A 12,234-nucleotide genomic window follows, 5' to 3' on the forward strand; every position below is an offset into this window, starting at 1 on the left:
GAGAGCTGAGATGGGACAGGACTGGAGCCGATGGCTCGACGAGACGTCCGACGCGGACGTCGCGGCGGGCTCGCGACCGCGTGGACGGGCGCCGGTGGTCCGGTTACGCAAGGGTCGGCGTGACGACGGCGAGGGCGGCGGCCTGCCGCGTCCGATCCTGGTCGTCGGCGGCTGCGGTGGCGCCGGAACCACCACCACCGCACTGGGACTCGCGGGTGAACTGGGCGCGGAGGCGGCGGCCGTCGCCGTCGACGCCACCGTGGCCGGCAGCGATCTGGCCCTGCGCGGCGCCGACGAACATCTGAGCCCGATCAGTCTGCAGCAGTGGCTGTACGGCCGCGGTGACGACGAACCGGCGCCGCTGAAGGAATGTCTCTCGCAAGCGAGCTCCGGTATCGGCCTGCTGTGGCGCGACGCCTCCCCGTTGCGCCGCCGCGCCACGTATCTGACGGTGGCCCGGGCCGTCGCCGACGCCGGGTACACGCCGGTGTACGACGGCGGCAGCCCGATCGCCGCCCGTCAGCTGCGGCCGCTGCTCGAGGACGCGGAAGTGGCTCTGGTGCTGTCGATTCCGGCGCGTGCCGACGCCGCCAATCGTTTGCGGGTCACGCTGGAATGGCTCGACGACGAATTCGGCGGTCACGCCGAGGGGCAGGGTGGCGGCATCGTGGGTGACACCACCATCGTGATCTCACATCAATTGCCCGGCAACAACTCTCGGGTGGCCGACCATCTGCGCGAACACCTCACCGGCTGGGTGCGCGACATCCGCGAGATCCCGTACGACACCCACCTGGCGCGCGGAGAGCTGGTGCGCCACAACGCACTCGATGCCGAAACCCGGAGGGCGTACCGGCGGCTGCTCAGCGGGATGGCATCATGACCGCGGCCATGAAGGAACCTCGCTCTTCCGAAAACCCGCCTGCGGCAGGCGTTGTCGCACCGGCGGAGTCTCGTCGCGCACCCATCTGGGACCGTCCGGTACCGGGCGCCGGACGTGCGCCGCTGGTGTGGTTGCTGGGGGTGCACGGCGGCGCCGGAGCCAGTACCCTCGCGCATGTGCTTGCGCCTGCGGCGGATTCGCACCGGCGCTGGCCCGGTGTGTTCGAACGCGAATCACCTTTCGTGGTGCTGGTCGCCCGCGAGACCATCGCCGGGCTGACCCGCGCCCATGATCTGCTGCGCCAGCACCGGGCCGGGCTCGCGGGGCCGAGCGAGGTGCTGGGCCTGGTGACCGTGGCCGCGCGCCCGGGCCGGATTCCGGCCGAGATCCGGCGCTACCGCGATGTGGTCGGCGCATTGGCCGGGGAGGTGTGGCAGATGCCCTGGATCGAGGAGTGGACGCTGGTCGAACCCGATCAGCTGCCGGTGTGGTCGCCCAGCGACCCGCCGCCACAGCAACGCAAACGCAAACTCGATCCGCTGCAAGAAGTTCCGCACGAGGTGGACGCGCTGGGAATGAGCATCGTCGACCTCGTGCGGGAGACGGTCGGCGCCGGTTCGCAACAGGAGGAGCAACGATGATCGTGCCCGGACGTTGTGCTGCCGCGAACACGCCGACAGCTGTTTCCGACGGTGTACCTCCGGTACCCGGCTTTGTATTCCGATCACCTATTGAGAAGGACGCTCGATGAGTACCATCCTGGCCGCTGTACACGAGACGTACGGCGTTGTTCTCGCTCAGGTCGGGAATCCGACACCCGAGACGCCGCCGGCCGCCGACAAGCTCATGAAACTGGTGCGCTACTTCACGTGGTTCGTGCTGCTGTCGGGCATCTTGGGCATCACCTACGCCGGTGGCCGCTTCGCCTGGGAGAAGTGGACCGGTGGCGGCCTGGAATCGCCGAAGATGGTGGCGGGCGCCATGATCGGCGGCATCGTCGCCACCAGTGCGGGCACGATCATGAACGCAGTCATCGGATCGTGAGGGGCGCCGCGATCGTGCTGGCCTACAAGCAGATGCCCGCGGACGTGATCGAACCGATCATGCAGCTGATCAACTGGTTACTGTGGTGCGTGCTGTTGCTGTGCCTGGCCTGGATGATCATCTCCGCGGGCCGGCTGTGGTCGGCGATGCGCGACGACATGGCCGTCAACGACGCCTCGCACGGCATCGTGATGAGCCTGCTCGGCGCCATCGTGGCCAGTTCGGCGAGTGCGATCGCATTGACCCTGCTTCCTGCGTGAGCCGGTGACAGATTTCCGTATGCACGCCGACGACACCACGGCGACAACCACATTCGACGAAGCGACATTCGACGACGACCTGCGACGGGAGGTGACGGTATGAGTAACAAGGACACCTACGACGAGCGCAGCGGCGTCTCCTTCGGCGTCATCGTCTCCGCTGCCGTGATCGCCCTGATCGTGATCGTCGGCGTCTTCGTCTACGTCGGCCGCGACACCTCCTCTTCCGGCGCCCGGAAAGCGGATCCGCCGCCCTCGCCCGTCGCGGGCTCGGGCGCGACCGGATTCGCCGGACCCGATACGGATCTGTTCGGCCGGCGGGTCGATATTCCCAACAACCCTGCGGGACAACCGCTTCCGCAGAATTCCGCGCAGCAGCACAGCTCGTCGGATTCGGACTGGCTGACCGCGGCACCCGCCGGCACCACCGAACCGCGCGGCTGGCAGCGGGTCTACGGCGCCTCGGTGCCGTTCTCCACCAGCGACGGTCCGACCCGGATCGACGACAAGGGGCTGGCCGTCGGCTATTCCCACACACCGCAGGGGGCGGCATTGGCGGCGGCGCAGATCACCTATCGGCTCAACGCGCGGCCCGGCGACCGGGATCTGTACGTGCGCCAGGTGCGGGTCTCGGCCCAGCAGATCGCGGCCTACGACAAGGCGCGCGGTGACGGCAAGCTGCCCGATCAGCAGCCGGCGCGGATCACCAAGTACCTGGTCGCACCCGACGCGTTCCAGATCGAGAACTACGCCGACGATATGGCGATCGTGCGGCTGGCCGCCCGCGGGCCGAACAACGACGGCAAACAGGTGTGGGCGGCGATCCGGCTGATCATGGTGTGGGACAACGGGGATTGGCGACTCAAACCCACCGACACCAGAGCCACGCCGAGTGAATACGTCGACACCCTGCAGGGGTGGACCCGATGGTGAGCACAGCGATTTCGAGAAAGGCACGAGAGTCAGCCGATGGTCCGGATCGATTCCCTGCGACGCATCGAGGAGTGGATCTCATGGTGAGGCGCATCGTCACGATCCTCGCGGTCGTGTTCACCGTCATGATCGCGACCCCGACGGTGGCCTACGGGCAGACCTACGGATTCGACCAGACCTGTAACGAGATTCACGACGATCTCGACGGTCTGGGCTTGCCCGGCGTATCGCTCGGCGACGCCGCCTCCGCGGCGTGCAAGGCCGGCAACGCCGCCACCCATCCCGGTGACGCCGCGAACGCGGTGAAGGACAAGGCGTGGGATTCCACCTTCGGCAAGGTGGTCGACTCGTTGATGAACGGTCTGGGCGAGGCGCTGATCCTGGCGCTCACCTTCTGGATGAAGGTGCCCAACGATCGCATCAGCGACGGAGGAGCGCTGTTCCAGAAGATCAACGACTACACCTATCAAGCGCAGATTCTGCTGCTGATCGTGTCGGTGATCCTGTCCGGCGCCAGACTCGCCGAAGCCAGACGCGGTGCGGCACTGAGCGAGGCCGCGGAATCGTTCCGGATGTTCGCCCGCGTGGTCTTCAGCTCCTGGATGCTGGGTGCGGTGGTGGTCGCGGGTACGCAGGCCTCGGACCGCTTCTCGCAGTGGGTGATCGAGGACGCCACCAACGGCAATGCCCGCAGCCTCGCCGAGTTGATGGTGAAAACCTCCAAGCTGCAAGCCTTTTCGCCCGGCCTGGTGCTGATCATCGCGATCGTCGGCCTGCTCGGCGCGCTGGCGCAGATCGTGCTGGCCATCGTGCGCCAGGGCATGCTGGTGGTGGCCGCGGGTGTGCTGCCGCTGGCCGCGGCGGCGTCGGGCACCAGTACCGGCCGCCAGGCGTATCCGAAGCTGATCGGCTGGATCATCGCGTTCATGCTGTGGAAACCGGTGGCCGCGATCGTCTACATGATCGCCTTCGTCACCGCCGGTGACACCAACTCGACGACTCCGACCTCGGGTCTGCCGGACGCCGACCAGGCGCAGCGGATGCTGGTCGCGATCGTACTGCTGTGCAGTGTCGCCTTCGTCCTGCCGGCGCTGATGCGGCTGGTCACCCCGGCGGTGGCGATCGCCGGCAGCGGTGGATCCGGCCTGGGCGCCACCGGAGCGGTGCTGCTGGGAGCAGCCGCACTGGGCGCGGTGGGTACCAAGGCGGTCGGCGTGCGCACGCAGGCGGCGGCGGGAGCGCCGGGATATGTGGGGCGCAACGGAGGTCAGCGTCCGCCCGGCGGTACCGGTCGCGGCGGCAGTCCCCGGCCCGTTCCGCCGCGCGGCCCGCGCCCGGGCGGCGGTGGCGGGGGTCAGCAGGCGCCCGCGAGTCCGCGCGCACCCGGCGGTGCCGCGGCGGTACCATCCGGCGCGTCGCGAGCCATGAACAACATCGCGACGGCCCGGGCCGCGGGCGCGCACCTCAACCGCGCCGACGAAGCCATGGGCGATATCGCCGGTGACCGCTGGACCAACCGCGCACCCGACCTCGGCAGGAGCACCATCCCGCGATGACGACGACCGACACCTACGAGCGCCGCTCGTACGGGCTGTGGCAGAAGCCCCGCAGCGCAGGCCTTTTCGGGTTGCGCTGGGGGGAGACGGTGCTCGGCTTCGTCGTCGTCATCACCGCCCTGATGACGGCGCTGGTCGCCGGGCCGAAACCGGCGCTGTTCGTCGCGATCATCGGTGTGGTCGTGATGGTTCCACTGGTGTGGCGGACGGGGGGCCGCTCCGGTTACGAGACGGGATTGATGATGTTCCATTGGTTGCGCGGCCGCAGCAAGGGCGAGCACGTCTATCGCGGCGGCCGGTTCTCCCGCATCCCCGGCGGCGTCGCGCGCCTGCCCGGACTGATGGCGCCCTCGCGGCTGTACGAGGGAATCGACGCCGGCGGCTACAGCTTCGGCATGATCCACCTGCCGCAATTCGCGCAGTACACGGTCGTGCTCCGGGCTTGGCCGCAGGGACACGAGGCGGTCGACCAGCCGGTGATCGATCGGTGGGTGTCCGCCTGGGGAACCTTCCTGGCCTCGCTGGGCCAGACCTCCGACATCGTCGCGGTGGTTCCGGTGATCGATACCGTGCCGGAGACCGGAAACCGTTTGCTCACCGAGGTTTCCACCATCACCCGGCCGGAATCGCCGGCGCTGGCGCAGCAGGTGATGTACGAGCTGGCGACCGAATTGCCGCAGGAGCGCGTGCAACTGCTGCCGCGCGTGGCGATCACGTTCAAGGCCACCACCGCCGAGCGACGCAAGAATCCGGCCGAGGAGGCCGTCGAGATCGGTCGCCGGCTGCCGGGGATCTGCGCGGCGCTGGCCGAAGCGGGCGTGCGGGCGCAGCCGATGTCGGCCGACGAGGTGATCTCGTTCATCCGTCGCAGCTACGACCCGGCCGCGCAGGCCGATCTGGAAGTTGCCGCCGGCGAGATCGGCGGGCACGGGCTGGATTGGGCCGACGCGGGCCCGATCTCGCACGAGGAACGCTGGGATCAGTTCATCCACGACGGCGGCCGCTCGGTCACCTGGGAGATGGACGCCGCACCCGAGGGCGCGGTCGACGAGCGGGTGCTGCAGCGCCTGCTGGCACCGAATCCGGAGGTCCCGCGCAAGCGGATCGCGATCGTCTACCGTCCGCATTCGGCCGCCGACGCCGCCGAGATCGTGGACGACGACTACAAGAACGCGCTGGTCGCGCAGCAGAGCGAACGAGGCGTGGTCTCCGCCTCGGCGACGCTGCGGGTGGGCGCCACCCAGCAGGCGCGTGAGGAACAGGCGCGCGGTCACGGCGTGACCCGATTCGGTGCGCTCGTCACCATCACCGAACCGCTGCGCGGTGATCTGCCGCGGATCGAAGCCATTACCCGCGACCTGTCCACACAGGCCCGGTTGAAGATCCGGCGTTGCTACCGCTACCAGGCGGCGGCCTTCGCGGCCTCACTCGGCTGCGGGGTGATCCTGCCGGAACACGCGAGTATTCCCAAGGCATTGGCGGGGTGAGCGCAGATGGCAGGTGAGCACGAGCCGCCGGTTCGCTACCGGGGCGAACCACCGCGCTACAGCGAACGGGTGGTGGATCCGGAGAACCCGGTCCAGGCCCGGCCGCGCACGCGCACGGGCCACGACGACGAATGGGGCATCGAGGCCTACGCGCCCGGCCTGCCCCGCTCGGAATACGGTGGCGCACCTGCCGATTGGGACGACGTACCGCTGCGCCCGGCGCGCCGGCGAGCACGACGCGAGGAGGGTGAGCGCACCCGACCGGACGCCGCCGCGCCCCAGGAACGCGGTGGGCGCGCGACGGGGCACTCGCGCACGGATGCCGGCGCGGACGGTTCGGGACGCACCCGAGGAACGGCTCCCCGGCGGGAGACCGAGCGTCGCCCGGCACCCGAACCGGGTGTGAGCGGCGGTGCGCCGCACCGTGGTTCGGGCAGTGACCCGATCTCCGGCGAGCGCGGCTCGGGAAGTCCGCGGCGGCGCGGTGACGATGCGGCGAGGCCCGGATCCGCCGGGGGCGAACGTGCGATGCGGCGGGCCGAGTCGGAGCCGGGGCGTCGTCGTCCGGCGGACGGCGACCGAGACGGATCGGCCGGGCGCGACGGGAACCGCCGCGGGACCGGCGATGCGGGCGGCGCCCGCGGCCGTGCGGGCGGGGATGGGGTGGAGTCCGAGCGGAACCGGGGCGGCCGGTCGACATCGGAGTCGGCGCGCAACCGGTCCTACGGTGGCCGGGACATCGACCGGTCGAGCACGCACCCGGGCCGTAATACCGGATCGAACGGTGACGCGGCACCGCGAACGACCCTGTCCGAGAACGACGAGACGCGCGACGACGTCGCGACGACCCGCACGGCGACGCCGCGAGCCGGTCGCCGGGTCGCGGGCGCGGAGGACAGCGCGGACCGTGAAAGCCATGGCGCCGAGCGCGATACGGTGACGCCGACGACAGCGAGCGGCCTTCGACAGCAAGGGGCCGGCACGGCCGAGGAGTCCGGGCGGGACGGGAGCGCGGCCGGAGCGGTTCCGCCACCGCCCGGAGATGCGGACTCGCCGACCGCGACGCGCCCGGCGCCGAGCGACCACGACTCACCGGACCAGGGTGCGGACCTCGTGGACGGCGACCGCGCCGCTCGTGCCGAGGAGGCCGAGCGGGACGCCTCCACGGACCGCACCGAGTCCGCGCGCACCCGCGCGAGCGGTCGAGCCGGTGCGGCAGACGGCGCCGCCGCCGACGACCGGACCGCGGCACGCTCCGGCGGCGACACCGCGTCCGCGTCCCGCGTCGCCGACCACGATGCGCCGCACGACAATTCGGCCGGTGCCCGCACCCGGCGCCGGGTGAGCGGGCCGGAGGACCGGTCCGACGATCGAGAGATTTCCTATGCGCATGGCACCCCGCACTCGGCCGAGCTGCCGGCCGGATTCGACCAGGTATCGCCCGAGACGCGCGGAGGGCGCTACATGACCGGCGACTACGAGCCGGCGCCGCGGCGGAGTACGCGCACCGAATACAATTCGGGGTCGTCGCGCCGCCGGACGGAAGCGCCCGCGCGGCGATCCGGCCGGGGACAGCGCACGCTCCGTGATCGCAACGGCTCCAAAATGGCGTCCTACGAACAGCTTTCGCGGACCGCTCGTGCCGACGCCGAAGCGGGCAATCGGCGGGATCGGCGCAGTAAACCGGTCAAGAAGAAGAATCAGGGCCCGCCTCTGCTCGACGACGCGGCCCGGGCGCGGCTGGAGGCGGTGGCCCGCGAGGGCGCCGGATTGCGCGCCGCCTGGGCGGCATTCCGGATTCGCACCGACGACCTGCGCCGCGTCAACGCCGCGGCCCGCATCGAATCGGTCGTCGAGGACGGATTCGACCGCGGCACGGCGCAATTGACCGATCGCGGCTATGTCGGCCCCGGCGGCGGCCGGATGAACGTGGTGGGCCGCCCGGTCGAATACCGGGCCACCACCGCGCAGGTCGCCGGACTGTGGCCGTGGTCGGTAGGCGCCGGCGCCCCGCTGATCGGCACCCCGCTCGGCTCGCATCTGCACACCGGCGCGCCGGTGTGCTTCGACCCGATGAACTGGTTCATGCGCGGCAGTTTCATCACCGCCCCGAGCCTGTTCGTGCTGGGGCTCAACGGTTTCGGTAAGTCGTCGCTGGTGCGCCGCATCGTGCTCGGCGGTGTGGCCCAGGGCATCACGCCGCTGATCCTGGCCGATGTGAAACCCGACTACCGCAAGCTGGTGGAGATGGTCGGCGGCCAGGTCATCGACCTCGGCTACGGCCACGGCAAACTGAATCCGCTCGCCGGTGGTGTGCTCGGCTCGATCGTGCCGCTGCTGGACGACCTGCCCGCACTGCAACTGCAGGTGACCCAGGAATTGCGGGCCCGGCAGGTCACGTTGATCGCGGGTCTGGTGGAACTCGTGCGCGGCGCCCGCGTGCGCGACTACGAGGAGACGTTGATCTCCACGGCGCTGCGCATCCTGTACCGCGAGGGCAGCGGCTTCGCTCCGGAATCGCCGCCGATCATGGAGGATCTGCTCGAGGTGGTGGTCGGCGGCGGCCAGGAGCTGATGCTCGATGCCGGCGCCGACAACGCCGAGGAATACCACGAGGCCACCAAGGGGCTGCGGCGGTCGCTGCGCGCACTGACCCAGGGACCGTTCGGCGCGGTCTTCAACGGTCAGACCACGACACCGATCGACACCTCCTCGGTGGCGGTCTGCATCGACGTCTCGCACATCCCGACCGGGGACAAGAAGCTCAAAGCCGGTGTGATGCTGGCCTGCTGGGCCGACGGCTTCGCCTCGGTGGAGGCCGCGCACGTCCTCGCCGACGGCAAACTGGGACCGCAGCGCTACTTCCAGGTCGTCATGGACGAGCTGTGGCAGGTGCTGGGACTGGGCGACTTCATGGTCGACCGCGTCGACGAACTGACCCGGCTGCAGCGCGGCATGGCGACCTCGCTGATCATGATCAGCCACACCATCAAGGACCTGCAGTCGCTCGGATCCGAGGCCGCGATCGCCAAGGCGCTGGGCTTCCTGGAACGCGCGCGCGCCAAGATCTTCGGTGCGCTGCCGCCCGAGGAGATCAGCCGCCTGGACTCGACGATCCCGTTCACCTCCGCCGAGGAGGAGATGGTCACCAGCTGGTCGGCCCCGCAGGCGCTGACCGGCGAGGCGCTCAAACCCGGCCAGGCCCGACCGCCCGCGCCCGGCACCGGAAAGTTCCTGCTCAAGATCGGTGAGGATCGCCGCCCCGGCATCCCGTTCCATATGGAGTTCACCGTGTCGGAAAAAGAGAGCGGAATCCACGAGACCAACCAGCGTTTCAGCGAATTCACCGAATCCACGGCCCGGCGGGGCGACGAGGGGAGTGCCGCGTGATGCCGCACAGGTCATACCGAAGAGTGTCGCCGCAGGTGCGGAAGGCGGCGGTGGAGCAGGTCGTCGCGCTGACCGACAAACTGCGCAGCGAGTCGGAGGCCTGCCGGGTCGTCGCCGAACAGATCGGCGTGCACACCAATTCGGTGCGCAACTGGGTGCGTGCCGCGGAGGGGCCCAGCCTGGAACGGATGGACGCGGTGGCCCTGCGCCGCAAAGTGGCGCTGCTGCAACAACAACTGGCGGCCGCGGCGGAGATGAACCGCACCCTGGTGGAAACCCTGAACGAAACCCGCCGCGCGACATGACGGGTGCGCGGTGAACGCGAAAACCCTCACCGCCCTCGTCCTCGGCGGTGTCGTCTCTCTGATCACCCTCGTGGTGGTGATCGTGTTGCCCTCCTCGGAGGATCCGTGCGCCGATCAGCCGACCGCGCCCGGTTCCGGCCTGCCGGACACCTCCGGCGCGCCGTGGGCAGCGGGGGCGCCGGAGTCGGGCTCCACCACACCGACCGCCACGACGGAACCGCGCGGCTCCACCTCCGCCTCCACCAGTGCCGCCGATATCCCTGCGGCACAGGCGAATCCGAGTGCGACCGGCGCGCCCTCGCTGGCCGCGGGGATCGCGCCGATCCGGCGCACCTGGCCGCTGCCGGGCGGATCCTTCACGGTGTCGGACACCTTCGGTGCGCGCGGAGGCACCCATCTCGGTGTGGATCTGGCCGCACCGGACGGCACCCCGGAGTTCTCGGTGGCGGACGGCGTCGTCGTCGCCGCCGGTCCCGCCTCCGGCTTCGGCAACTGGATCGTGATCGACTCCGTCGACGTCAACGGCCGTCCCTTCTCCGCCGTCTACGGCCACGAGTGGACGAGCGGGGTGAAGGTGCGGGTCGGGCAGCGGGTGCGGGCCGGTGAGGAGATCGGCGCTGTCGGGTCGGCGGGCGAATCCTCCGGTCCACATCTGCATTTCGAGATCGTGCCCGGCGGGCGCCTGACCGGCGGGCGTCAGATCGATCCGCTGCCGTGGCTCGACGGCGCGCTGACACCCAATGCCGGTGGCGCCTTCCCGTATTCGACGAACCCGCTGTGCAGCCGCGGATTCGGCAGCGCCGGCGGCGCGCTCGCCGACGGCAAGGTGCCGCCGGAACTCGAAATCTGGTATCGCCGTGCGGGTTCGCTGTGCCCGGAGATCACCGCCTCGGTGCTGGCCGCGCAGGGCCGTCAGGAATCCGGATTCCAGCGCGGGCTCACCTCGCCCGCCGGCGCCGAGGGACTGGCTCAATTCCTGCCCACCACAGCGCGGGCCACCGATCCCGACGACGGGCGGCCGTATCTGCTCGACGCGGACGGCAACGGGCAGGCCAGTCTGTGGGACGACGGCGACGCGATCATCGCTCAGGGGCGCTACATGTGTTCGATCGCCCATCAGGTCGAGCGGTGGATCGGCGAGGGCAAGGTGCACGGTGATGTGGTGCCGCTGTCGCTGGCCGCCTACAACGCCGGCGAGGGTGCGGTCCTCGCCTCGGGCGGGATGCCCAATCAGGTGGCCGCGCACTTCTCCGAAACCCGGCCCTACGTCACGAATATCCTCGCGATGGAGACGCAGTACCGGGCGCCGGGATCGATGGGCCGATTCCAGCCCGGTCACGGTTCGGCGGGCGCCGATATCCTCGCCGCGGCCCAGCAGTGGATGGGCACCCCGTACGTGTGGGGCGGCGGTGGCCCGCAGGGGCCGACCGGCGGTGGACTGGACGGCCCGGGGCTGACCTCGGCCGCGGTGTTCGCGGCGTCCTCGGGCGCGAAGACGTTGCCGCAGACCGCCGAACAACAGTGGGAGGCGGGGGTCGAGGTGCCGATGCGCAACGCCCAGCAGGGCGATCTGGTGTTCTCCCGCTTCGGGGTGCGCGGGCCGGCCGAGGTCGGCATCTACGCCGGCAACGGCCGGATGATCCGTTCCACCGACCCCTCGGGCGTGAGCGAAGCGCCCGTGCCCGGCGACGCGCGGTTACGGAGGGTGTTGTGACGGTACGACGATCGGGACACGCCGGGATCGCCGGATTGCCGGGAGTCGCCCGGCACCGACCGGGACCGATAACCTGGAGACAGCGTCCGGAGTTCCGGGCGCCGGGCCGCCGACCTACAGGACGGGCCGTCTACGCGAACCTGGTGGTGATGCTGGTGGTGAGCGTCGCACTGCTGTCCGGCTGCGCGGGCGGGTCCGAACGAGCCGAACCACCGGCGGCCACGTCGACTCCGCGTCAGCTCGAGGCCGCCCCGGCACCGGATCCCGGCACTCCCGACGGCGTCGCCGTCGCCGCGCTGCGCGAGATCTTCACCTGGTATCCGGCCACCGAGACGCAGGGCGCCTCGCTCGCCCGGGCCCGGAAGTGGCTGGGCCCCAGCCTGCTTCGCACACTCGACGCACCGCCGGGCGAGGAGACTCCGAAACCGACGCTGCGCTGGGCCGAATGGGGGCGTTCGGGTGTGCGTGTGGAAGCGTTCACCTTCGCATCCGGCGAGCAGGCCCCGGGCAACGGCGATTCGGACCACCAGCAGTTCAAGATCGGTATCGAGCAGACCGCCGTGCACACCGACGGTACCCGCGAGACGCTACCCCCCACGACGGTGATCGCCACCGTCGTCCGCACCCCCGACGGCTGGCGGCTCGACGGATTCCGTTGAGCC

Annotated in this window: 11 protein-coding genes; all 11 read left to right on the forward strand. The window is 70.4% G+C overall.

The window, feature by feature from the left end; translation table 11 throughout:
* The first annotated feature begins 10 nt into the window (after positions 1 to 10).
* The gene (locus tag ACPCUW_RS18815) at positions 11 to 883 is read left to right on the forward strand and encodes a hypothetical protein (protein WP_030513929.1); all 873 of its coding nucleotides are present in this window, start codon (positions 11 to 13) and stop codon (positions 881 to 883) included.
* Positions 880 to 1,524, forward strand: coding sequence for a hypothetical protein (locus ACPCUW_RS18820; protein WP_030513930.1), 645 nt, complete (start codon positions 880 to 882; stop codon positions 1,522 to 1,524). Before ACPCUW_RS18815 ends, ACPCUW_RS18820 begins: the two co-directional genes overlap by 4 nt.
* A 106-nt stretch (positions 1,525 to 1,630) precedes the next feature.
* Positions 1,631 to 1,927, forward strand: a complete 297-nt coding sequence (locus ACPCUW_RS18825; RefSeq protein WP_030513931.1) for a hypothetical protein — start codon at positions 1,631 to 1,633, stop codon at positions 1,925 to 1,927.
* Positions 1,924 to 2,187 (forward strand): hypothetical protein, encoded by a 264-nt coding sequence (locus ACPCUW_RS18830; protein WP_308248237.1) that lies wholly within the window; start codon positions 1,924 to 1,926, stop codon positions 2,185 to 2,187. The genes ACPCUW_RS18825 and ACPCUW_RS18830 overlap by 4 nt, the downstream gene beginning before the upstream one ends.
* Positions 2,188 to 2,286: 99 nt before the next feature.
* Entirely contained in the window at positions 2,287 to 3,120 is an 834-nt protein-coding gene (locus ACPCUW_RS18835; protein WP_064902606.1) for a hypothetical protein, read from the forward strand.
* 80 nt (positions 3,121 to 3,200) lie between these two features.
* Positions 3,201 to 4,676: a hypothetical protein gene (locus ACPCUW_RS18840; RefSeq protein ID WP_030513934.1), complete on the forward strand. Its 1,476-nt coding sequence runs from the start codon at positions 3,201 to 3,203 to the stop codon at positions 4,674 to 4,676.
* Entirely contained in the window at positions 4,673 to 6,163 is a 1,491-nt protein-coding gene (locus tag ACPCUW_RS18845; protein ID WP_030513935.1) for an SCO6880 family protein, read from the forward strand. The genes ACPCUW_RS18840 and ACPCUW_RS18845 overlap by 4 nt, the downstream gene beginning before the upstream one ends.
* Positions 6,164 to 6,169: 6 nt before the next feature.
* A complete protein-coding gene (locus tag ACPCUW_RS18850; protein ID WP_423426183.1) occupies positions 6,170 to 9,553 on the forward strand; it encodes a hypothetical protein in 3,384 nt (1,127 codons plus the stop codon).
* Between the two features lie 35 nt (positions 9,554 to 9,588).
* The gene (locus ACPCUW_RS18855) at positions 9,589 to 9,858 is read left to right on the forward strand and encodes a transposase (RefSeq protein ID WP_227463133.1); all 270 of its coding nucleotides are present in this window, start codon (positions 9,589 to 9,591) and stop codon (positions 9,856 to 9,858) included.
* A 10-nt stretch (positions 9,859 to 9,868) separates the two neighbouring features.
* A complete protein-coding gene (locus ACPCUW_RS18860; RefSeq protein ID WP_423426185.1) occupies positions 9,869 to 11,572 on the forward strand; it encodes a peptidoglycan DD-metalloendopeptidase family protein in 1,704 nt (567 codons plus the stop codon).
* 149 nt (positions 11,573 to 11,721) lie between these two features.
* Positions 11,722 to 12,231 carry a hypothetical protein gene (locus ACPCUW_RS18865; RefSeq protein WP_082940443.1) on the forward strand — a complete coding sequence of 170 codons (510 nt, stop codon included), beginning with the start codon at positions 11,722 to 11,724 and terminating at the stop codon, positions 12,229 to 12,231.
* Positions 12,232 to 12,234: the final 3 nt, after the last annotated feature.

Source organism: Nocardia sp. AB354 (assembly GCF_049538315.1).
Taxonomy (GTDB): domain Bacteria; phylum Actinomycetota; class Actinomycetes; order Mycobacteriales; family Mycobacteriaceae; genus Nocardia; species Nocardia nova.

Coding starts and splice junctions, on each gene's coding strand:
- ACPCUW_RS18815 (WP_030513929.1), top strand. CDS start 11: ATGGGACAGGACTGGAGCCGATGGCTCGACGAGACGTCCGACGCGGAC.
- ACPCUW_RS18820 (WP_030513930.1), top strand. CDS start 880: ATGACCGCGGCCATGAAGGAACCTCGCTCTTCCGAAAACCCGCCTGCG.
- ACPCUW_RS18825 (WP_030513931.1), top strand. CDS start 1,631: ATGAGTACCATCCTGGCCGCTGTACACGAGACGTACGGCGTTGTTCTC.
- ACPCUW_RS18835 (WP_064902606.1), top strand. CDS start 2,287: ATGAGTAACAAGGACACCTACGACGAGCGCAGCGGCGTCTCCTTCGGC.
- ACPCUW_RS18840 (WP_030513934.1), top strand. CDS start 3,201: ATGGTGAGGCGCATCGTCACGATCCTCGCGGTCGTGTTCACCGTCATG.
- ACPCUW_RS18845 (WP_030513935.1), top strand. CDS start 4,673: ATGACGACGACCGACACCTACGAGCGCCGCTCGTACGGGCTGTGGCAG.
- ACPCUW_RS18850 (WP_423426183.1), top strand. CDS start 6,170: ATGGCAGGTGAGCACGAGCCGCCGGTTCGCTACCGGGGCGAACCACCG.
- ACPCUW_RS18865 (WP_082940443.1), top strand. CDS start 11,722: ATGCTGGTGGTGAGCGTCGCACTGCTGTCCGGCTGCGCGGGCGGGTCC.